This is a genomic window from Tuberibacillus sp. Marseille-P3662, assembly GCF_900178005.1.
Classification (GTDB): Bacteria; Bacillota; Bacilli; order Bacillales; family Sporolactobacillaceae; genus Marseille-P3662.
The window spans coordinates 1,901,456-1,924,162 of record NZ_FXBS01000006.1 but is presented as its reverse complement, the minus strand read 5'-3'; the positions used below and the strand labels follow the sequence as shown (position 1 = coordinate 1,924,162).

The 22,707-nt window shown below is 43.5% G+C and carries 21 protein-coding genes; 14 read left to right on the top strand and 7 right to left on the bottom strand.

The genetic code is table 11. The features are described from left to right. The first annotated feature begins 29 nt into the window (after positions 1-29). The 6 genes from B9Y89_RS18095 to B9Y89_RS18070 all read left to right on the top strand — a co-directional run bounded on the left by B9Y89_RS18095 (position 30) and on the right by B9Y89_RS18070 (position 6,608). Entirely contained in the window at positions 30-1,058 is a 1,029-nt protein-coding gene (locus tag B9Y89_RS18095) for a Gfo/Idh/MocA family oxidoreductase (protein WP_085524572.1), read from the top strand. 34 nt (positions 1,059-1,092) lie between these two features. Then, positions 1,093-2,019 carry a myo-inosose-2 dehydratase gene (iolE, locus tag B9Y89_RS18090; RefSeq protein WP_254901290.1) on the top strand — a complete coding sequence of 309 codons (927 nt, stop codon included), beginning with the start codon at positions 1,093-1,095 and terminating at the stop codon, positions 2,017-2,019. Between the two features lie 391 nt (positions 2,020-2,410). Next, positions 2,411-3,415, top strand: a complete 1,005-nt coding sequence (locus tag B9Y89_RS18085) for a LacI family DNA-binding transcriptional regulator (protein WP_085524570.1) — start codon at positions 2,411-2,413, stop codon at positions 3,413-3,415. 279 nt (positions 3,416-3,694) lie between these two features. Further along, the gene (iolD, locus tag B9Y89_RS18080) at positions 3,695-5,629 is read left to right on the top strand and encodes a 3D-(3,5/4)-trihydroxycyclohexane-1,2-dione acylhydrolase (decyclizing) (protein ID WP_085524569.1); all 1,935 of its coding nucleotides are present in this window, start codon (positions 3,695-3,697) and stop codon (positions 5,627-5,629) included. A 128-nt stretch (positions 5,630-5,757) separates the two neighbouring features. After that, on the top strand, positions 5,758-6,003 hold the full coding sequence (locus B9Y89_RS18075) for a YuzB family protein (protein ID WP_085524568.1): 246 nt from the start codon (positions 5,758-5,760) through the stop codon (positions 6,001-6,003). A 74-nt stretch (positions 6,004-6,077) separates the two neighbouring features. Beyond that, positions 6,078-6,608, top strand: coding sequence for a YwhD family protein (locus B9Y89_RS18070; protein ID WP_085524567.1), 531 nt, complete (start codon positions 6,078-6,080; stop codon positions 6,606-6,608). 396 nt (positions 6,609-7,004) lie between these two features. On the opposite strand, the gene B9Y89_RS18065 is transcribed toward B9Y89_RS18070, so the two are convergent. Genes B9Y89_RS18065 through fdhF form a run of 3 tightly spaced genes read right to left on the bottom strand, consistent with a single transcriptional unit; the run spans position 7,005 to position 10,697 of the window. Continuing rightward, complete coding sequence (locus tag B9Y89_RS18065; RefSeq protein ID WP_085524566.1) at positions 7,005-7,250, bottom strand: heavy-metal-associated domain-containing protein; 246 nt, start codon at positions 7,248-7,250, stop codon at positions 7,005-7,007. Continuing rightward, positions 7,247-7,738: a helical membrane plugin domain-containing protein gene (locus B9Y89_RS18060; RefSeq protein WP_176222285.1), complete on the bottom strand. Its 492-nt coding sequence runs from the start codon at positions 7,736-7,738 to the stop codon at positions 7,247-7,249. Before B9Y89_RS18060 ends, B9Y89_RS18065 begins: the two co-directional genes overlap by 4 nt. Then, positions 7,713-10,697, bottom strand: a complete 2,985-nt coding sequence (gene fdhF, locus B9Y89_RS18055; protein ID WP_441351499.1) for a formate dehydrogenase subunit alpha — start codon at positions 10,695-10,697, stop codon at positions 7,713-7,715. Before fdhF ends, B9Y89_RS18060 begins: the two co-directional genes overlap by 26 nt. Positions 10,698-10,907: 210 nt before the next feature. On the opposite strand from fdhF, the gene B9Y89_RS18050 reads away from it, so the two are divergent. Both B9Y89_RS18050 and B9Y89_RS18045 read left to right on the top strand, forming a co-directional pair. Next, positions 10,908-11,525: a YitT family protein gene (locus tag B9Y89_RS18050; RefSeq protein WP_085524563.1), complete on the top strand. Its 618-nt coding sequence runs from the start codon at positions 10,908-10,910 to the stop codon at positions 11,523-11,525. A gap of 70 nt (positions 11,526-11,595) precedes the next feature. Next, positions 11,596-12,567: a tripartite tricarboxylate transporter substrate binding protein gene (locus B9Y89_RS18045; RefSeq protein ID WP_085524562.1), complete on the top strand. Its 972-nt coding sequence runs from the start codon at positions 11,596-11,598 to the stop codon at positions 12,565-12,567. Between the two features lie 53 nt (positions 12,568-12,620). On the opposite strand, the gene B9Y89_RS18040 is transcribed toward B9Y89_RS18045, so the two are convergent. From B9Y89_RS18040 to B9Y89_RS18030, 3 genes are all read right to left on the bottom strand, one after another. Continuing rightward, positions 12,621-14,591 carry a tripartite tricarboxylate transporter permease gene (locus B9Y89_RS18040; protein WP_085524561.1) on the bottom strand — a complete coding sequence of 657 codons (1,971 nt, stop codon included), beginning with the start codon at positions 14,589-14,591 and terminating at the stop codon, positions 12,621-12,623. A gap of 63 nt (positions 14,592-14,654) precedes the next feature. After that, positions 14,655-14,942, bottom strand: a complete 288-nt coding sequence (locus B9Y89_RS18035) for a hypothetical protein (RefSeq protein WP_139822835.1) — start codon at positions 14,940-14,942, stop codon at positions 14,655-14,657. Positions 14,943-14,956: 14 nt separating this feature from the next. Then, positions 14,957-16,210: an MFS transporter gene (locus tag B9Y89_RS18030; RefSeq protein ID WP_441351498.1), complete on the bottom strand. Its 1,254-nt coding sequence runs from the start codon at positions 16,208-16,210 to the stop codon at positions 14,957-14,959. 253 nt (positions 16,211-16,463) lie between these two features. On the opposite strand from B9Y89_RS18030, the gene metA reads away from it, so the two are divergent. The 3 genes from metA to B9Y89_RS18015 all read left to right on the top strand — a co-directional run bounded on the left by metA (position 16,464) and on the right by B9Y89_RS18015 (position 19,125). Then, positions 16,464-17,372, top strand: a complete 909-nt coding sequence (metA, locus tag B9Y89_RS18025; protein WP_085524560.1) for a homoserine O-acetyltransferase MetA — start codon at positions 16,464-16,466, stop codon at positions 17,370-17,372. A gap of 292 nt (positions 17,373-17,664) precedes the next feature. Continuing rightward, positions 17,665-18,228, top strand: coding sequence for a thermonuclease family protein (locus tag B9Y89_RS18020; protein WP_176222284.1), 564 nt, complete (start codon positions 17,665-17,667; stop codon positions 18,226-18,228). 171 nt (positions 18,229-18,399) lie between these two features. After that, positions 18,400-19,125: a YqjF family protein gene (locus B9Y89_RS18015; RefSeq protein WP_085524558.1), complete on the top strand. Its 726-nt coding sequence runs from the start codon at positions 18,400-18,402 to the stop codon at positions 19,123-19,125. Between the two features lie 271 nt (positions 19,126-19,396). On the opposite strand, the gene B9Y89_RS18010 is transcribed toward B9Y89_RS18015, so the two are convergent. After that, positions 19,397-20,278, bottom strand: a complete 882-nt coding sequence (locus tag B9Y89_RS18010; protein ID WP_085524557.1) for a LysR family transcriptional regulator — start codon at positions 20,276-20,278, stop codon at positions 19,397-19,399. A 129-nt stretch (positions 20,279-20,407) separates the two neighbouring features. Between B9Y89_RS18010 and B9Y89_RS18005 the strand changes: the two genes are divergently transcribed. The 3 genes from B9Y89_RS18005 to B9Y89_RS17995 are packed head-to-tail and all read left to right on the top strand — an operon-like array spanning position 20,408 to position 22,680. Beyond that, entirely contained in the window at positions 20,408-20,974 is a 567-nt protein-coding gene (locus B9Y89_RS18005) for a non-oxidative hydroxyarylic acid decarboxylases subunit B (RefSeq protein WP_085524556.1), read from the top strand. Between the two features lie 24 nt (positions 20,975-20,998). Continuing rightward, entirely contained in the window at positions 20,999-22,429 is a 1,431-nt protein-coding gene (locus B9Y89_RS18000) for a non-oxidative hydroxyarylic acid decarboxylases subunit C (RefSeq protein WP_085524555.1), read from the top strand. A 5-nt stretch (positions 22,430-22,434) separates the two neighbouring features. Then, positions 22,435-22,680: a non-oxidative hydroxyarylic acid decarboxylases subunit D gene (locus B9Y89_RS17995; RefSeq protein WP_085524554.1), complete on the top strand. Its 246-nt coding sequence runs from the start codon at positions 22,435-22,437 to the stop codon at positions 22,678-22,680. Positions 22,681-22,707 lie beyond the last annotated feature (27 nt).

Genomic DNA, 22,707 nt, shown 5'->3' with positions numbered 1-22,707 from the left:
ATACTCGGGAACAGGATAGGAGGACAAATATGTCTAGAGATATTCGGTGTGCTGCTCTTGGATTGGGCCGGTTGGGGCACTATCATACAAAAAACTTAAAAGAGAGAGTGAAAGGGGCTCATCTGGTTACGGTTGCTGATCCGTTGGAAGAACAAGCGAAAGCAGTGGCCATGGAGTTAGGGGTTGAAAACTGGACGAAGGATCCTAATGAAGTGTTTCAAGATCCTGACATTGATGCCGTCATAATTGTAACACCGACAAGTACGCATGGTGACATGATCAAGAAAGCAGCACAAAACGGTAAGCATATTTTTGTAGAGAAACCATTAACGAAGAGCTTGGAAGAAGCCGATGATGTGATTCAAACGGTTAATGAAAACAATGTCATTTGTCAGGTCGGCTTTATGCGCCGGTTTGATCCGGCTTATTATGATGCTAAGAAGCGAATCGATGCAGGCGACATTGGCAAGCCGATTTATTTCAAAGGCATAACACGTGACGCTGGTTCGCCTCCGGCTGAATTCATCAAGAATAGCGGCGGTATTTTTCTCGATTGCTCGATTCATGACTACGATATTGCTCGATACCTTATGGGAGCGGAAATCACGTCTGTTTCCGGTCATGGTCGAATATTAAAGCATCCTTTCATGGAACAGTATAATGATGTGGATCAAGCCATTAGTTACATTGAATTTGATTCAGGTGCTTCCGGTGATGTGGAAGCGAGCCGGACGTCACCTTATGGCCATGACATTCGTACCGAGATTATTGGTACGGAAGGGTCACTTTTTATCGGTACTCTGCGCAATCAAAACGTAACGATGCTCAATGCCACGGGTAGCAACTACGAGATTATCCCGGATTTTCAAACCAGGTTCGATGATGCCTATCGAATCGAGTTAGAGCATTTCATTCAATGTGTTCAGGAGAACGGCAGGCCGAGAGTGAACGCACTGGATTCGAAGATCGGGATGGAAATTGCCTTAGCGACAACCCAATCCTTCCTTAATGATGGGGAGAAAGTATCAATAGAAATCCCAAGCCAGCTAACAAAATAACTAAATCTATCTTTTTAGGGAAAGGATGTATAATTTGAGTCCATTAAACTATGAGTTCAAAACGGGGATTGCCGCTATTAGTTGGGTGAATGATGATATCATCGGTCTAGGTGAACACTATTCGTTAGAGAAAATTTTATCGGATATGCAATCCATTGGTTATATCGCAACGGAAATGGGCAGGACTTTTCCGCAGGACCTTCAGGTATTAAAGCAATTATTAGGCGATCATCATCTCGAACTTGCCAGTAAATTTGTCGGTGTGTTATTTTCCGATCCTTCTTTAAGAGACAAGGAGATTGAAGATTTCCGAGAGTGGGCGGATTTCCTACAACAAATGGGCTGCCAGTATGTGATTACATGTGAATGGGGCGGCTCCATGCATTGGGATCGACGGCGTCCGGATGGTAAGGAAGTCATTCCATTAAATGATAATGAATGGGACAGCATGGTTATAGGGCTCCATCTTGCTGCAGAAATCTGCCAAGAACGAGGCATGGAGCTTGTCTTTCATCCCCATGCAGGGACGGTTGTTGAACAGAAGGAGGAAGTCGATCGTCTCATGGAAACAACCGATCCGAATTTAGTTCATCTTTTATATGATACGGGCCATGCCTATTACGGAAACTATGATCCATTAGAACAATTGCAGAACCATTATGACCGGATTAAATATGTTCATTATAAGGATGTTCGTCAAGACGTATTGCAACGGATGAAAGAACAACAATGGGACTTTAGAGAAGGTGTCCTGGAAGGGCTGTTTACGGTCCCTGGTGATGGCTGTATTGACTTTGAACCCATCATCAAAACATTGATGGAGAGAGGCTATCAAGGTTGGACGATCGTTGAAGCGGAACAAGATCCGGATATTGCCCCGCCATACAAATATGCGAAGATGGCGAAAGATTACCTTGATCATACGATTGCAAAAATAGAAAAAGAAAAGGTTAATAGCTGAAAATAATGAACGATTTTTGCTCGTTAAGGCGATGACCTTCTCTAAGGAGGCGTCGTTTTTTTATAAGGCTGTTTTCGTAAATTTTGTTACTTTTTAACCTCATGGTGGAACCAAAATACGAAGTAATATACCGCTCCGGACATACACTACGCGCTCGCTGAGTGACCCGTGAGCCTCCTCGAACTCCGTTCTGCGGGGTCACTCTAAACAGACTTGCCACTCGCTCAGCAGATGTGGAGTCTATTTGGGCTGCGGTCTAAATAACAGCCAGCTATAAATAAAGAGAGTCAATGTTTTCCTTAGTTAAATTTTTTAGTTATAATAGTGCAAGATACTGTTCTATCCCCAATTCAGTGATATGTATCGGGCGATGTTTGAGAGGAAGAGAGATATGAAACCGACGATATATGACGTCGCAAAGGAAGCAAATGTATCGATTGCAACCGTATCAAAGGTTATTAATGGAACGGGAAGAATCGGTGAGAAAACCCGCCGGAAAGTATTATTGGCCATGAAAGAGTTGAATTATCATCCTAGTCTAGTAGCATCGGCTCTAACCGGTAAGAAAACGGGGACGATCGGATTGCTAATTCCGGATATTTCTAATCCTTTTTACGCTGAGTTAGCTAAAAAAATCGAGGATCGCAGCCATGAACTTGGGTTAAGTGTCGTTATGTGTAATACGGATTATGATGAAGAGAAAGAAGAAAAATATATTTCGTTATTAATCCGAAAGAATGTCGATGGGGTGATTTTTTCATCTGGTTTTAAGACAGTCAGTCTCATCCAAGATATCGTTGATCAGAACATACCCGTTGCTCTGCTTGCCCAAGAGATTCCTCGTTTAGCTTTAGGAACTGTCGCAATAGATGATTATTTGGGTGGTTATGAGGCGATGAATCATCTCTTGTCTTTAGGCCACAAAAATGTTGCGATTATCGCTGAAAATGTCCATAGCAGTGATCTGAGACTTAACGCGTATCGCGACGCTCTTAAAGAAGTAGGTATCGATGTTCACGATCAATATATTGTTAGAACGAACGCTTCAATTTCAAATGGAAAATCGTGTGCTGACCATTTCTTTAACCTTTCAGTACCACCCACTGCTATATTTGCGTGCAACGACTTGCTGGCAGCCGGGGTGATGCAAATGGCGGGAGAAAGAGGCATCAAAGTGCCTGAAGAGCTATCTATTTCTGGCTTTGATAACACGATTTTATCAACAAGTTCAGCTCCGACCTTGACGACAATAGCACAACCAACGGAAGAAATGGGAAATAGGGTCGTTGATATGCTTGTTGAAGAAATCCAAGGGAAAGGGGCTTCCAAACAGCGAATTAAGCTGTTGCCAGAATTAATTATTAGGGGTTCAACGGCGTCTCCTAAAGGTAACTAGACATGTGGGATGAAACAAAAGATTCTTAAAAAGGGGTTTCATAACGTTGGCTCTTTCTTTATAATAGTTAATATGAAAGCGTTTGTAGTGTGTCTTGCTGTGTAAGGTTTAATGGGGTAATTTTCATTGTATCTAGGCATGCTGTTATAACAAAATAGCCAAAAATGTAAATAATAAAGGTTGTAGGGGTTAACTATTTAAAGTCTATGCTTTTATTATTTATTTTGAACTAAAGGGAAAGCGCTTAATCTTAAAATTCAAGTATTGAGGTGATTCTCCGTGGAGACCATCCGTTTGACGACGGCTCAAGCTATCGTGAAATTTTTAAATCAACAGTTTATTGAGTTTGATGGCACAAGACAGCGATTCGTTAAGGGTGTTTTTACGATTTTTGGTCATGGTAATGTGCTTGGTATGGGGCAGGCTCTTGAGGAGCATCCAGGTGAACTGAATGTTTATCAAGGGCGGAATGAACAAGGGATGGCTCATGCGGCTGTCGCTTTCGCTAAACAAAATCATCGTAAACAGATTATGGCCTGTACGTCTTCCATTGGTCCGGGATCGGCCAATCTTGTGACAGCTGCGTCCACAGCAACGGCTAATCAAATTCCGGTTTTACTATTTCCAGGCGATGTGTTTGCGACGCGGCAGCCGGACCCTGCACTGCAGCAAATTGAGCAAACCCATGATCCGTCCGTGACAACGAACGATGCTCTCAGACCCGTCAGTAAATATTGGGATCGTATTAACCGTCCGGAGCAAGTGATGACAGCGTTACTAAATGCGATGCGTGTGCTGACAAACCAAGCGGATACAGGTGCGGTCACGATTGCGTTGCCGCAGGATGTACAAGGAGAGGCATTTGATTTTCCGGCCGCGTTTTTCAAAGAACGAGTGCATCGCATTGAACGCCGTTTGCCGACGCAAGCTGAGCTGGATGATGCGGTCAATCTGATCACAAGTAAAAAGAAACCACTAATCGTTTGTGGCGGAGGGGTCCGGTATGCGGAAGCTGCTGATGATCTCAAAACGTTTGCGGAAACGTATAATATCCCGTTTGTTGAAACGCAAGCAGGAAAAGGCGCGGTCCGCAGTAATCATCCCTTTAATCTTGGCGGCGTCGGGGTGACAGGGAACTTAGCGGCGAATCGACTCGCGCGTGAAGCTGATCTCGTTATTGGCGTCGGCACACGTTTTTCTGACTTTACCACGTCATCTAAAACGCAATTCAGTCATCCTGAAGTTGATTTTCTAACAATCAATGCCTCAGACTTTCATGCAAGAAAATTTGATGCGACGAAAGTTGTTGCTGACGCAGCAGGGGCTTTACAACAGTTGACAAAGGCTTTGCAATCTGTTGATTATAAAACAGCCTATAAAGGTGACGTTCAAGAGGCGAAAAGAGATTGGGACAAGGAGCTTAAGCGTCTTTACAGTACCCAATTCAGTGGTCAAGATTATACTCCAGAGGTCGCCGGACATTTGAATGACCAACTACCTGAGTATGCAGAATCACTTGATACAGAATTAACGCAAACGGCGGTTATTGGTGTCGTTAATCAATCGATTGCTGATGATAGTATTATCGTGGGTGCTGCCGGCAGTCTTCCGGGTGATCTACAGAGAATGTGGCAAACAAAAAGTCCGAACACGTATCACATGGAGTACGGTTATTCATGCATGGGCTATGAAATATCAGGTTCACTAGGTGTGAAACTCGCTCGACCAGATCAGGAAGTCTATGCGATGGTTGGTGACGGAAGCTTTTTCATGCTGCATTCCGAATTGATCACAAGTCTGCAAGAAGACAAGAAAATTAATGTCGTGTTATTTGATAATGCGGGATTTGGCTGCATTAATAATTTGCAGATGGGCAATGGTATGCCAAGCATTGGGACAGAATTCCGCCATCGCGATCAAGATGCTGCTAGGCATGATGGTAAGATCATGAATGTTGATTTTGCTAAAGTCGCTGAAGGCTATGGTCTTAAAACGTATCAAGTCAAGTCGCTTGAAGATTTAAAACATGCTTTAGAGGACGCAAAACAGCAGGAAAGATCGACATTGATTGATATAAAAGTCTTGCCGAAGACCATGACAGGGGACTATGATTCATGGTGGCATGTAGGTGTTGCTGAAGTCTCTGACAAGACATCGATAAAAGAAGCTTACAAGGAGAAACAGGCTCACTTAGAGGAAGCGCAAAAATATTAATCAAATAGATCGAAACAAAAGCTGTTGGGTGCATCCCGACAGCTTTTTTTAGGCACCCTATTTGTAAAAGTCGATTCATATAGATAAAATAGTGTCAGCAGACGATAGATGATAAGAAGGTGGAAAAAATGGGTATCGTCGTTGTAGAAGTCTGCGAAACCAGTTTAATTAACCTTCTCGATGTTGAAGAGGATCTGGAATCGCAATATCCGGAAGTCGCTGTTATTAAGAATGAATGTCTTTCATACTGCGGTATCTGCAGAGTCCGTCCGTATGCTATGGTTAATGGCAAGCGAGTCTTTGCAAAAACGGCAGAAGCATGTTTAGATAAAATTAAGCAGCAAATCGAAGCCGAATTGGCTGTGTATGAATAAAATCACTTGTTGGATGGGTTCATGTATATGAGCGTGTATAGATCATATAGACAGCTTAAAGGGAGGTTATATTTATGAAGGACCTTTTTAATGATAAAAGTAAAAATCAGTTTAACATCCTTAGTGGTGATTCGACGGACGGTGACGGCAGTTTTGGTGTAGGTACCATCAGTCTTGATCATATTACTCCTGTTATCATTGATCCACAGAATGAGGACGTCTTTATTGACATGGGAGCGATGCATGCCAAGAGTAAAGTGGAGAAGCGAGTCCGCTTTAATCCATCGAAGGAAGGTTTGGATGATGCCAATCTTTATTGGATTGTATGGGTCGCGGCCGGACACGGAGAAGAAGGGCCTTATTTCAACGGCGCTGCGGCTTGCGAAATTTTAGTTTCCAATGAAGAACGCCGCATCCGTCCTGGCTATAAATCGATGCCGGAGCATGTGAATAACTTAGATAAAGCCATGAAGGGAAAATTTGTGCTCGACAACTTGGATGCCAAGTCAAAGGGATTATTAAAGGCATTTTTAGAATCGAATCATGAGAATTTGTGGAAGCATTCCAAGGAACTACAGGGTGAACTCAGCGTCGATGCTGAATAATCGAATAAAGTTATGTAAGAACGGAGGGGTTTTAAGCCCCTCCGTTTATTTCGGAAAAAAAGGTGCCCTCGAAGGATGATGTGAGACCTTGAGGACACCTTTTTATTATGATTCCCACTAAAATTATGTTGCTTAGTTCCCAGTTATAATCCCTACTCTTTCACTTTTGTCTCTATTCTTGATGAAATGCCACTTAGTTCAAAATTTATGTGCCTCTATTGTGATTTTTACACCGGAACGCAACTTGTGCACTCATTCATTTTTCTCGCCAAAATTAAAATTCACCGCATGCTGCCGGTCTTGGGCGCAGCTGTCGCAAACCCCAAGAATGGGGTAGTTGCTGTCGTCTTCATCTCGAGTTTCGACGTGACCGCATATTTCACAGATTTTCGGCATTTACTTGTCACCTTCTCCTTCGTTTAATGTACCAGTGCCGTCGTCGACTTCAAAACCTAGTTCATGAACCGCTTGTTTAAAATCTTCGACGGCACCTGCGTTTTCATCGTAGGAGATGCCGGCTTGTCCGGTTTCTAAATTAACTTCCGCTTTTCGAATGCCCCAAACGTCATGCAGGACCGCGTCCACTTTTTCAGCGTCAGATGAATCCTGCATTCCTTTAATCGATAAGTTAAACGTCTTCACTTGTCATCACCGGCTTTATCCAGCGCCTGTCCAAATCCTTTTAAGAATTCAAAGAGCGTATAGAGGGATCGATTGATGTCGGGATCTTTCATGGCTTTGGCCATTTTCCATAAACCGAGGTGTGCATCCTCATCCGATGATGTCATATGTTCGAGTCCGTGATTCATAGCATCAGAGACCTTTTCTAACTGATCAGGGTCAATCTTATTAAGTAAGCTCACCATCATCATGCCGTTTTTGATCATGCGGTGCATTTCCGGCTGATTGATTTGATCCATGGCGAGCACACCCAGTTCCTGTCTTGTCTTCAAGGCACCTTTAGCCATATCGAGAATACCCACACCATCAAGTTCTTGGACAATCTCCAATGTCTTTGTCAATGATTCTTGATTGTCAGCCAACTTGCCAATCAATTTATTGACCGCTTCGGCTTGCTCCTCCTCTTGACTGGGTGTGGTGATATCAATTTGCTTGATCGCTTTCGCCATGATCGAGTTGCTCCTTTCTGACAGTTTGCGGAATCGACGTGAAGTCATCCCGCTTCCATTTTTTATCTGTTTCGACACCAATATGAGGTTGGCGATTGCCAAACCGATGATTTTCTTCCGGAAGCGGGGAGACGCCGTCCGCTTCAAGGATGATCATTTTGACGTTCATTTCCTTATAGCTCGGTGTATGAGTGTCTTTGTCATAGTAACTGCTTGTTAATTTGTTGACGGCTCTAACTTCTTCGGTTGAGTTCATCGGAAAATAGAGCTCTTTGCCTTCAACATGTTCAGTCACCCACACGTTGACTTTGGTTTTACCGTATGGTGACTCCAGCCTGACGAGAGCCCCTGTTTTTATGCCGCGTTCCTTAGCCAACTCCGGCGATACCTCAAGCCATGGGTTGGGCACTTTGTGGGTGATCCCTTCCGATTTGTAAGTCATATTACCTTCATGAAAGTGCTCAAGCAGTCGACCGTTATTCAAATGAAGGTCGTAGGCTTCATCAGAGGGTTCAAACGGTTCTGTCCAGTCAACAGGGAAGAGCCGGGCTTTACCGTCTGGGAAGCCAAATGAATCTTCATATAGACGCGGCGTATCTGTGCCATCAGGAGCGACAGGCCACACGAGACTTTCAAACTTTTCAAGACGGTCATAATCAACTCCAGCAAAAACGGGAGCTAATTGAGCTGCTTCGGCCATGATCTCGCCTGGGTGTTTGTAATGCCAATTAGCGCCGAGCTGGTTGGCAATGTCCTGGAATATTTGCCAATCAGGTTTGCTGTCGCCCAACGGTTCAAACACTTGATAGAGGCGTTGAATCCGTCGCTCCGTATTCGTGAATGTGCCTTCTTTTTCAAGACTTGGAGACGCCGGTAACACGACATCGGCGTATTGCGCTGTTTTTGAGAAAAAGATATCTTGAACGACGAAAAAGTCAAGTTTTTCAAAAGCTTCATGAACATAATTGATATTGGAATCGACCAATCCCATCTCTTCACCAAAGAGATACATACCTTTGACTTTGTCGTCTTGAATCGCTTCAACAATTTGGTGATTATTGAGACCTGGATCTTTTGGCAGTTTCGTTCCCCAAGCTTTCTCATATCGGGCGCGAACATCATCGTTTTCGACCGCTTCATAGCCTGGCAGCCAGGCTGGCATCGTTCCGAAATCGCTGGCGCCTTGAACGTTGTTGTGACCCCGGAGCGGGTAAGCCCCTGTACCTGGTTTACCATAGTTACCTGTGACCAATAGCAGGTTGGAGATCGCCGTGCTTGTATCGGTTCCACCGGAATGCTGCGTTACGCCCATCGCCCATAGACAACAGACCGTATTAGCTTCGTGAATGCTTTGAGCCACCTGTTTTAAAGTGTCTTGGCTTAAACCTGTCTTTTCTTCAGCGTAATCGAGGGTATATGTCTCAAGAGATTGAACAAAATCGTCAAAGCCGTTCACACGCTGATGAATAAAAGACTCATCAGCCCAGCCTTGATCAATAATATATTTAGTCACAGCGGATAACCAAATCAGATCGGTACCTGGTTTGGGATGAATGAATTGATCCGCTTTCTGGGCCAATTCATTTTTTCTTAAGTCGGACACAATTAACTTTTGGCCATGAAGTTTGTGTGCCCGCTTCACCCGTGTCGCTAATACCGGGTGAGATTCAGCTGGGTTGGCACCAACTACGATGACGAGTTCAGCGCTCGCGATATCTTGAATCGTTCCAGCATCACCGCCGATGCCAACCGTCCGCATGAGACCGGTTGACGCTGGTGATTGGCAGTAGCGAGAGCAATTATCGACATTATTCGTCCCCATAATAGCGCGGGCTAATTTTTGAAAAAGATAATTTTCTTCATTGGTACATTTGGAAGAGGCGATAAAGCCTGTGGCATCAGGACCGTGGTTATCTTTAATTGAGGTGAACTTTTCTGCGATTAAGGTTAAAGCTTCATCCCACGTTGCTTCGACAAATCGATCGTCTTTCCGGATTAATGGTTTGGTTAACCGTTCCTCGCTATTGACAAAATCCCAGCCGAATTTTCCTTTGACACAAGTTGAAATACCGTTTGCCGGCGCTTCTGGATCGGGTTGAACTTTAAGGATTTTCCGATCCTTTGTCCACATTTCAAAACTACAGCCGACGCCACAATAGGTGCAGACGGTCTTTGTTTTCTCAATGCGATCTTCCCGCATGGTGGATTCTAGGTTCGAAATCGTAAATATCTCATTGTAACCAGGTTCAACCTCTTTCGTTAAATCAATCATGGGCTCCAGGATATTCTTAGGCATCCCCGTCATGTAGCCGGCCTCGCCCAACATCGGCTTTTCCATTAAAGCATTACAGGGGCAGACCGAGACACAGTGGCCGCAGGAAACGCAAGACGATTGATCGATGGGAACATCATTATCCCAAATCACACGGGGTTGTTCGCGTTCCCAATCAATACTTAAAACTTCGCTGACTTGTAAATCTTGACAAGCTTCAACACATAAACCACATAGAATACATTGATCGGGTTCGTAACGATAGAAGGGATGTGAGTTATCGGCCGGATAGGGTTTAGGTTTAAAATCATATTTTTGATGATCTAACCCAAGATACTCGGCTGTGTTATGGACTTCACAATTGCCGTTGTTATTATCACAGACCGTACAATACAACTCATGGTTTTTCAAAATTCTTGACATCGCTTCATATTGAGCCTCTTGCACGTCATCTGACAATGTTTTGACATTGATCCCGGGGCTTGCTTTGGTTGCACACGACCTTTTTAATTCGCCATCGACTTCAACATAACAAGTGTCGCACGTCTGGATGGCACCAACGCCAAGGTCCGGCTGGGAGGAACAAATCCCAGGGACATAGATGCCTTGATCTCTCACAACTTCAAAAATAGATTGTCCTTCCTTAGCTTTATAGGATTGATTGTTAATATGTATGGAAAAGGACATCATCTCACCACCTCATACCTTTTATAAACAGTGTTCCCACCAGTAAAAGGTCTAAACGGATTCAATCTTGTATGAGTATAACTAACTCAACTTTAGCTAAACATCGGTTGTCTTGCTAGAAAAGCTATGTTTTGGGTACAACCTCATAATTTTGTCCAAAGAGAAATAAGATATCTTATCAGGTCTCATTATAAAAAGAGGTCAATGTTTATGACTAAACAACAGATGATATCGTATTTTTGGTTAACATTAGGTAGCATCCTTCAGGGAATCGCGCTTGCCATATTTTTATTTCCTCATGATATACCGACCGGGGGTGCAGCGGCGATGGCCGTTCTCGCTGAATACTTTTTCGGGCTGCCGTTAGGTATCACTTTATGGCTCGTAAATTTCCCCTTGCTGATCATGGCTGGAAAATACTTAGGCATGGCTAGTGCCATTCGGACAATGTATGCTGTTACCGTCGTTTCTATTGTCGTCAACCTGTTAAGCTTTTTAACGGTCCGATCTCATCCTTATCTGTGGTTGGATATTCTGATGGGCGCGCTTTGTTTCGGAATCGGAGTGGGGATGATGGTTCGGCAAAAGGCTTCCAACGGCGGTCTTGTTATCTTAGCTTTAATCATTGCAACCTATCGACATTTCTCACCTGGACGCGTCATTTTTTGGATCAACGGATCGATGATGCTATTAACAGCCATTGTGGTTGACCTGCCAATCATTATCTACGCTCTTATTACTCAGTGGATCGGTACACGGATGATCGATATGGTTCAACAATTACAAATGGAAGATATCATGATGAATTTTGGTTGGCGCAAGCGGTGAAAATCGATCACACGCGCCCAATTTTTAGGCATATGATGCACTACGTGCTTGAAAGGGTGTGTGTGAACGTATGCGACCATTGAAAGCCATTTTGGCCATGATGCTACTGGGGGCTATCCTGGTTATATCGGGGTGTTCACAAGATTCATCAGATTCAAACCAAGCCTTTCCTAACAAATCCTTAAAACTGATTGTTTCCTATTCGCCAGGGGGTGGGACCGATACGCAGGCCCGCATCATCGCAAAGTATGCCAAAAAATATTTAGGACAGGACATGATTGTGGTTAACAAACCGGGCGGGGGAGGACAAGTCGGATGGAACTACTTTTCCAATGTCAAAAAAAATGGATATATTTTATCGGCTTACAACTTACCCCATATAATTACGCAACCAATGGCTTATGACACGTATTCAACAGACGATTTCGAACCCATTGTGAACTGGGGTTATGATCCAACCGTGTTTGCCGTGAAAAAGAATAGCCCCTTTAAAACCTTAAGTGATGTGATTCAGTATGCTAAGGAGCATCCAGGTTCTGTAACCATTGGACACTCAGGCAAATATGTCGGTCAACATATGGCTATTTTACAGCTTGAAGAAGCAGCGGGCATTGATTTAAAGGCGATTGCTTTCAAAGGTGCTTCAAAGGCGACGGCCTCATTACTTGGTGGCCATATTGATGTCGTTTCAGGGAATTTGTCAGGCATGCATCGTAGAAACGATGATGTCCGGATCCTGGCTGTGGCAAGCGAAAAGCGTCATCACTTTGAACCTGACGTGCCTACATTTAAAGAGTTGGGATATCCAAGTGTGATTATGAGTACCGACAGAGGGATTGCAGCTGTCAAAGGAACTCCAAAGCCAATTATTAAAAAACTTGAACACATGTTTCACCAATTACTGCAAGATAAACAATTTCAAAAGGAAATGAAAAAAGCCGGGGCGGACCTTATGATCATGAAACGGGATGAAGTGATGAAAGTGTTTGAACGACGAACAAAAAAATATGAAGAATTACTTAAAACCATTCATGCTAAATGAACTACGAACCGCAGTAATCAGCGCGGGACATGAATGCCCGCGCTGATTCTATGTTATTTAACGGGGTATAAGAAGATGCTTGTAGGAAGGGGCACATTCATGACGGTTGTAAACACAACGAACAAAATGCAGGTAAACCCTGCAGCAATTAAGCTGATACTCATGAGGGTTGAGTGATGATATCGCTGCATTTTGTAATATAAAGGAACAACAGCCATTAACAGCAGCGCCTGGATATAGAAGCCGACGAGGTTCATCATCAAACTGATCACACTAATTACACCGACAAGAGCATAGAAAGACGGATTTGAGTTAAAGCGGATCTTGTTATGGACGGCTTCTTTGTTAAATGACGTTTTCATAAACAGCATAAGCGACAATAATAGCATTGAAGCAAACACGATTTGTGGAAAGATTTGATCTGAAAACTGAAACTGAGAGACAAACAGTAGGGCACCGGCCATGATCAATGCGAAAACAAACCATGGCAAGCCCTTTATAGGAGAGAACGGTGAATCAGACCAATGCTTAATTAAATGCTTACGTGCTTGTATCATTGGCTTCAAAATGGAAAGCCCGATAATAGCGATGAGAATGAGGTTCCAGTAGCTGCCTGTAAAGTAGGATAAAACACTTCCATTAGCCTGACCGATTGCTATCCCCTGCAATAACCCTTGTTCAGCAATCGGACCTAGTATAAAACCAAGAGCAATGGGGGCTGGTTCAAATTGGTATTTGTGCAGAATGTACATCCCGATACCGATCAAAACCATAGAATAGACATCTAATAAGCTGTTCTGAGTGGCATAAGCCCCAATAATACAGAAAGATATAATCATTGGAGCCATATAATAACTTGGAATACGGACTAACCGGCTGGCTAGGGGAATGAGGGCTAACCCGAATATTAACGTGGCGAATGGCACGAGTAACATGCCATACAAAAATGGATAGGCCACGTCTGCATGGTTAACAAATAAACTCCTTCCCGGCCATATGCCGTGAATTAAAATCCCGCCAAGAAAAATGGCTGCTGTCGGTGATCCTGGGATGCCCAAGGTTAACAGTGGGATAAGGGATCCACCAACGAGGGCGTTATTGGCGCTCTCAGAGGCAACAATCCCTTCAGGATGACCTTTTCCGAAGAGATGCTTATTTCTTGAAGATCGTTTGGCTTCACTATAAGCAGCTACACTGGCGATGTTACCACCGGCACCTGGAAGAATACCGACAAATCCACCAATAATGCTTCCTATCGTCAGTGATTTTCTATGTTTGATTAAGGTTCTTAAAGATTGTCGGATAGATGATGGTTTCATATTCGTTGTGTCAGAAGAATGGTCATGATGTTGCTTTTTCCTTTGATGGAGCTCTTCAAGAAGGTTAAGGGCTTGCGGGAAAGCGAACAGTCCGACGAGAACGGCAACAACATGGAATCCGCCCGTGAGTGCGTCTAGGCCAAAGGTGAATCGGGATGTTCCTGAAAATACACTGATCCCGATGAAAGAGAAAGCAATGCCCAGACATGCACCCAGAAGGTCTTTCATAACCGACCCTTGCGACAGTGTTGCAATCAACGTAATCCCTAAGATGGCTAACCAGAAGCTTTCAGCAGGCCCGAATTGTAGTGCAAACTGAGTAAGTATAGGTGAAAAGAAGAGTAACAGGCAGATGCCAAATAATCCGCCAATAAACGAAGCCATAGTCCCAATTTCTAAACACTTTCTGGCTAGACCTTTTTTCGCCATGGGATACCCGTCAAACGTCGTTGCCACAGAAGCAGGCGCCCCAGGAACATTAAAGAGTACAGCTGGATACGACCCCCCATAGACACTTCCGAAAAAAATCCCGCCGATCATTAATAAGCCGTTAATCGGATCTAATGGAAAAGTGAATGGAATGCAAAGAGCGACGCCCATGGTTGGTGTCAGACCAGGTAGGGAACCCACAATAATGCCAACTAGAACCCCTAGGAAAATAAAGGTGAGATGGTTCAATTGTAATACTTCCAAAAAATAATCCACTGAATACCCCTCCAGTCCTTTTCCTTTCTGAAATAGAGTATTCAGTGTGATCTGGGTTGTGCCCTATTGACTTTCATCTTTTTGGGTATCTATGGAAAATGGTTTTCCGCCTATGGAAAAATACGAATACACATTAAGATCAGGGTTAGCTTTCGTTATTCCCTCAACATAGGGTTTGACCATGTCCTTATAATCTTCGGCTAATCCTTCTTGTTCCACCTGTCCGTAAATATACATTTTCTTCTCATCAAATAAAAAGGCTGTATAACCCACAGGCGTTTTGTTTGAATCGACAACATTTAATACGTGAAAGTTTGGGTTCATAATTTCTGGTGAAAAAAATGTAGGCACTTGAGATTAACCTCCTATTTTTGTGTGTTGAATTCAAGTTTTTGGAACAATGATTGTTTTTGCTTCTCAGGCTCTTTGCTCGGGACTTTAATTAATAATAGTGACAGGAAGGCCGTTACTAGGGTTAGACCTGCCGTCGAAAGAAACATGCCGGTTCTTGACCATTCCATTAAAAAGCCGTAAAGGGGAGGCCCCGCAGCAACACCTAGGAAACGGACAGATCCATACAAAGATGTCACAAATCCGCGCTTGGATTGGCCGACAGCACTCGTAATTAAGGTGTTCAGACAAGGGAGCACCATGCCCGTCCCAACACTGCTGACGGCAAGGATTGCTAAGAACGGAATCAGAGCTTGAAAGAAGACTAATGTAGAAAATGATGCTGTCATGAGTAGGAGACCGATCACGATAAACATTTTCATTCGTTTTTGATTTTGCTTAATTAAGCTTCCAGTTAGGTAATTCGTCAATAACATGACGCCAAGCGGAATAGCAAGTATACCGCCCTTGGGTACGCCTTCTAAGTTATATTTTTGTTCTAAAACATCTGATAAGTAAAATAAAATCCCAAATATCGTCATTAAACAAACGGCGCCAGCCAGATAGGCCGTTAGTAACCAGCGGCCTTCCTGCTTAAAAACAGAACCTAAACCTTTTAAATATTGCCCGAATGGTGGCGCGGACTTTTGCTTCTTTTTTTCTTTGACAAAAATCCATGTCAAAAGAATGGACAACACACAGACAGCCGGAAACGCGAAAAAGACCATATACCAGGCCAAGATCGCCAAGAGGGATCCAAGGATGGGGGATAACACTTTTCCAAATCCATTGGATGCCTCAACGAGACCCAAAACCTTACTTTCCTTACTGCCGTTAAATAGGTCACCGGTTAAAGCCATCGCAATCGGGGCGGTCCCAGAGGCTCCAAGTCCTTGCAGGATGCGCCCGACAATAATCCAGAGAAAAGGATTGCCAAACCACGCAGCCGCTGCTCCTCCAAGAAGTCCACCGGCTCCATATAGAATGAGACATGGAAGAATGACAGCTTTTCGCGAAAACCGATCCGATAAATAGCCGGCAATAGGAATAAATATGGCCGCTGCAATAGAAAATACGGTAATCGTTAAGCTTACCTGAAATTGGGATAGATGTAATGATGATTTCATTTGTGGAAAAACTGGAACGAGCATGGAATTCCCCAATGTCATAATTAAGGGGATTGATGCAATGGCCATCACGGTCCATGCCGATGGCTTGGGTTGTCCCAATAGTCATGCCACTCCTTCAAAAAATGTCAAATGCCTCCCTATTTTGATTCAAACGCTTGGAATTATACATGGTGCGAGGCATTTCAATCTTTGGATAACTGAGTTAAAACATTAACAAATGAAAGCATCATACGTTATAATGTTGATATTCATTTGTTGACCGTTTAAAGCTAGGGAAAACTCGAAGAACAGATTAATACTATTCACATCATTTTATGAATCATTATTGACATTTTATATAGGGGGGATCCCATTGCCGATTAACATCCCTAAGTTGTTGCCTGCGCGCAATACGCTTGAAAAGGAAAACATATTTGTTATGGAGAATGAGCGGGCGGTGACTCAAGACATTCGTCCATTAAATATTGTGATTTTAAATCTCATGCCGGAAAAGCAAAAAACGGAAACCCATCTCTTGCGTCTATTGGGGAACACACCGCTGCAAGTGAATGTTACTTTTCTTCGTACTGCTACGCATGAGTCCAAAAGTACAAGTCAGTCTCATCTTGCACAGTTCTATGAAACCTTTTCTAACATTAAAGATCGCCGGATTGATGGGATGATTATTACTGGGGCCCCAATAGAGCAGTTGCCTTTCGAGGAAGTGAACTATTGGCAAGAGCTCACTGAAATTATGGAATGGACGAAAACACATGTCACCTCTGTTTTACATATCTGTTGGGGAGCCCAAGCGGCCCTTTATTATCACTATGGCATAGGCAAATTCGATCTTCCAGAAAAGTGTACAGGCATTTTCAAACATCAGCTTGCCGATTCAACGGTCAAACTTGTGAGAGGGTTTGATGAAGAATTCTTAGCACCGCATTCCCGGTATACTGACGTTTTAGAAGAAGAGATTCTTGCTCATCCTGAATTGACATTGTTGTCTTCATCAGAAGATGCCGGACCGTTTATGATGTTATCAAAAGACGAACGGCATGTCATGATTACTGGGCACTTAGAATATGGGGCTGAAACACTGGCTGAAGAGTACAGGCGCGATATTGATCGAGGCTTGGATGCTGCGATACCCAAAGGATACTTTCCAGGTGATAATCCAGACAATAAACCGCTCAATCGTTGGCGTTCGCATGCCCATCTATTGTTCTCGAACTGGCTGAACTATTATGTGTATCAAGAGACGCCGTTTGAGTGGGAATAACTTAGTGATCCTATTAACAATTAAAAACAGGTGGAAAGGGGCGGCTTAGAAGGATGATTGAAACTTTTGAGACGCCCCCTACTACTTTTTTGTTTCTTACCTTTCTGATTGGGCCTTTTAACCTCACTTATGCTCCTTAATTAAATGAAATGTACCCCAACGCAAATTTAATGTGCCTTAATTCGGTTTCTCTTTAAAAAATCGAATTTAAGCAAATATCCGTATTCATAACCAACTTCGTCATGTAAAATTTGTATGAACCTTAATCATTCTAAATTAAATGAGGGATTACATGAAGAAATGGTTAATCGCCTTAATGATGACCATGATGTTAGCAGGATGTAGCACAAATCCTGACAAGGGAACTGAGCAGCCCCAATCGCCACAGAAAGAAATAGAGCCCATCGATCCTCCAGATAATGCTGTATCAGCGAAAGTGATCGATGTCACGGATGGCGACACAATTGATGTCAAAATGAATGGCAAAAAAGAAACGATCCGGATGCTTTTGATCGACACGCCGGAAACTTATGCCGGTCACGATCCATATGGTAAAGAGGCAACGGCATTTGCAGAGAAGCTCCTTGATGGGAAAAACATTAAATTAGAAATCGGCGATCCGAAACGTGGCAAATATGACCGTTTATTAGCTTATGTCTATGTTGACGGCAAGATGTATAATCAGATGATCCTGAGAGAAGGATTGGCGCGTCTGGCCTATATATACCCTCCCAACTTAAAATATATTAATACACTAAGGGATGTTGAGAGTATCGCTCAGCGTAAAGACAAGAATATCTGGAGTATTCCGGGCTATGTTGGCAACACCGACTATCATAAGGATATTGTAAAATAAAGGCATTTACAAAAAGGCGGGATCTTGTCCCGTCTTTTTAAACATATTTTATTATCAATTTGGGGAAAACAACGCAGAGAATTGGTAAACTAATTGCCACGAGACAAAATGATCACGATCGACGCTTGATTGAAGTCATTGACTGAAGACTCGTTGAAAGGATGGTCATTCATGGGATTAGACACGACTCATCGACCATGGCCGCTGCCTAATCAGCCGTGGATCATGAAACAAACGTGGCATGATCTGTTGTTTGCTCATTGGCCTGTTGATCCGGACATGCTCGGTCGCTTCCTTCCAAATTCATTGCCGCTAGATACATACAAGGGTGATGCTTGGATCAGTTTAGTTGCTCTTAGCATGAGTGGTGTCCGGCCACGTGGTATTCCACCAGTTCCGTTCATGTCACGTTTTCCCGAATTGAATGTCCGGACCTATGTTACAGTGGACGGCAAACCCGGGGTGTATTTTTTTAGCCTTGATGCAGCCAGTTGGATGGCTGTTAAGCTGGCAGGGATTGCCTACCACTTGCCGTATTTTCATGCCCGCATGAATGTGACGTCCGAGTCGGGAAAGGTGTCGTATACAAGTAAAAGATATAATGGTCAACGAGACTTCCGCTGTCAATACCAAGCTATATCGGAACCCTATCAAGCAGAAAAAGGGACACTGGACTACTGGTTAGCCGAGCGATACTGCCTTTACACGGTTCACAATCAAAGGGTTTACCGCTGTAACATTCATCATCAGCCATGGTTGTTACAGAAAGCAGAAGCGCATATTGAAAAAAATACAATGATTGACCGCCGTATCCAAATAAAGGAGGATCCGGCGCCCTTGTTACGTTTTTCTAAGCAAAAAGACGTTAGAATCTGGCCATTAGAGAAGATGAGATAGGGTGTCTTCTATCATAGGAAGCGGGATGTCCCAAGGCTGTCCCGCACTGAAATAAAACTGTCCCAAACTGACATCATTCTGTCCCGCAAAGCAGTTATCGTGTCCCGAGACTGTCCCATAGGAAGCGGGATGTCCCAAGGCTGTCCCGCACTGAAATAAAACTGTCCCAAACTGACATCATTCTGTCCCACAAAGCAGTTATTGTGTCCCGAGACTGTCCCATAGACAGCGGGATGTCCCATAAGAGCGAGGTGTGCACGATTCCGCTATATTAATCATCACCAAAAAGCGCGATAAATTCCTGTGCCGGCTTCGATAGGTAACTATTTGAGCGCCAAAGAATGGCTGGTTCTAATAATAGAGGATTGCTTTTGATATTAATGGTTCGGAACTGGCTGATGTCACTCAGCGACAGCATGGATGATGGTAATATTGTCGCCCCGAATCCTGCCGCCACCAAACTGAACAAGAGAACGGAATCATGACATTCACAAAGGATATTCGGATGCAGGTCTCGACGATTAAATTCAAGAATGACGTGATCATACAGGCCAATACCCCGGTTAGGCCTGAGCAGTACCAAAGGCAAGTCAGAAATCCCAGCTAATTCGATGTTGTCAGGTATATCAATGGACCATTTCTTAGGCAACACCAAGACATAAGGATCGGATGATAACTTTTTCCTTTCGATATTCCCTTTAGGTACAGGGCTTGATGTAATCGCAATCTCAATTTGTCTGTTCTCCAATAGCTCGTTTAAACGAACCGAATCACCCTCCCAGATGTTAAATGTCAAATCAGGATGGTTTTCACGAAGGGAGACAATCTTCGATAACATCATATTTGCACAAAAAATTGTAGAGCCTATAGCTAGAGTCCCGCTGACTTTTTCCTTCAATTCTTGCACTTCAATGATTGAATCCTCAAATTGATTTAAGATGTTTTTGGCCCGATTGAGAAATACGTTGCCTTCGTAAGTTAAGGTCACCTGCTTTTTCTTGTTTCTTTCGAATAATTGAACATCGAGTTCATCTTCCATTTGTTTTAATTGTCGACTTAGAGGCGGTTGAGCCATGTGGAGACGATGGGCTGCTTTCGTTATGTTACCTTCTTCAGCGATGGCGACAAAATATTTTAATTGCCGGATGTCCAATCGAATGCCCTCCTTTTAATACCTATTAAGTATTATAAATAGATTTAATAGATATTTCCAATATGAAAACTGACAGAGTACAATTGAGAAGTGAAAGGGACATTAGGCACTCAGGTGAGGGGGGACGTTATGAAAGTGATTGTCGGCATTTCTGGTGCAACTGGAGCGATCTTCGGCATCAGGCTATTGCAACTACTTAAAGCATCCGACGTGGAAACCCATTTGATTTTATCATCCTGGGCGATGGCCACCATCAAGCATGAAACATCTTACACTGTAGATGATGTCAAACAACTGGCTGATTATGCCTATTCACATAAAGATCAGGCTGCCAGAATTTCGAGTGGCTCTTTTCAAGTCGATGGTATGATTGTTGCGCCATGCAGCATGAAATCAATGGCCGCCATTCGCATGGGGCTCGCTGATAATTTGTTAACCCGTTCTGCGGATGTGATGTTAAAAGAGCGAAAGAAATTGTTGCTGTTAACGAGAGAAACTCCGCTCAGCACGATCCATTTAGAAAATATGCTTGAATTATCGAGGATGGGGACGATCATTTGCCCGCCAATGCCTGCTTTCTACAATCATCCACAAACGATTGATGAATTGATCGATCATGTCGCATTTAGGACACTTGATCAATTTGGTATCCATATCCCAGAAGCCAAACGCTGGCAGGGAATGAAAAACGATTAAAGAAACATATTAGGAGGTACTGACATGGCCTATAAGGATTTTCGCGATTTCTTATCAAAGCTTGAAGAAGAAGGGCAACTTTTGAACATTGACGAGGAAGTCATGCCTGAACCGGATATTGGATCAGCGGCAAGAGCTATCAGTAATCTTGGCGAACAAACACCTGCGCTTAAATTTAACAATATTAACGGTTATAACAATGCGCAAATCGCTTTGAATATCATCGGTTCATGGTCCAACCACGCCTTAATGATGGGGATGGACAAGAATACACCAGTTAAAGATCAATTTTTTGAATTTGCCCGCCGTTATGATCAATTCCCGGTTGGTGTTCAACGCGAGGAAACCGCTCCGTTCCACGAATGTGAAGTGAACGAAAATATTAACTTGTTTGATATGCTCCCGTTGTTCCGTTTGAATCAAGGTGATGGCGGCTTTTACCTTGACAAGGCTTGTGTGATTTCCCGTGATTACACAGATTCGGAGAACTTCGGAAAGCAAAATCTAGGTATCTACCGCATGCAAGTCAAAGGAAAAGACCGCCTGGGTATCCAACCCGTCCCTCAACACGATATCGCGATTCATTTGCGTCAAGCCGAGGAGCGTGGCGAAAATTTACCCGTGACCATTGCGCTTGGAAATGAACCGGTGATCACAACGATTGCGGGAACGCCGATTCTCTATGATCAATCCGAATATGAAATGGCTGGAGCTATTCAAGGTGAACCTTATAAAATTGTGAAGTCCAAGGATTCCAATTTGGATATTCCATGGGGTGCTGAAGTTGTTCTTGAAGGTGAAATTCTTGCTGGTGAGCGGGAATATGAAGGACCGTTTGGCGAATTTACCGGTCACTATTCCGGCGGCCGCAGCATGCCTGTGATCAAAGTCAACCGTGTCTATCATCGTAAGAACCCAATCTTTGAAACATTGTATCTCGGTATGCCATGGACAGAGATCGATTATATGATGGGCATCAATACGTGTGTGCCTCTTTATCAGCAGCTTAAAGAAGCCTATCCAGAAGAAATTGTCGCTGTCAATGCGATGTACACCCACGGTCTTTTGGCTATCATTTCGACGAAAAATCGTTACGGCGGATTTGCGAAGTCTGTTGGCATGCGAGCGCTGACAACGCCACACGGTTTAGGTTATTGTAAGACAGTGATTGTCGTTGATGAAAACGTTGACCCATTTAACTTACCACAAGTCATGTGGGCGATTTCGACGAAAATGCATCCGAAACATGACGCCATCACGATTCCGAACTTATCTGTTCTACCGCTTGATCCAGGTTCTGAACCAGCGGGCATCACTGATAAAATGATATTGGATGCGACCACACCGACAGCACCAGAGACAAGAGGCCATTATTCACAGCCGCTTGATTCTCCAGTAGCAACGGAAAAATGGGAAAAGATTTTACAAGATAAAATGAAAAATAATGAGGAGTGATGACCATGCATATCTGTCCACGCTGCGAGTCAAAGAAAGCGACGATGGTGAGTGAGTCACCCGTCCAAGGGACTTGGGAAGTTTATCTATGCTCAGTTTGTTTGTATACATGGCGTTCATCTGAGCCTGAAGCCATGGTTAACCCGGAAAAATATAATCCAGCTTTCAAGGTTGATCCTGAAGATGTTCCGAATGCCCATGAGGTACCTGCTGTACCAGAAAGGTTACCTGATACTGAAAAAGGTAAGTAATTTAGGACGGACGAGGCTGGGACAAAT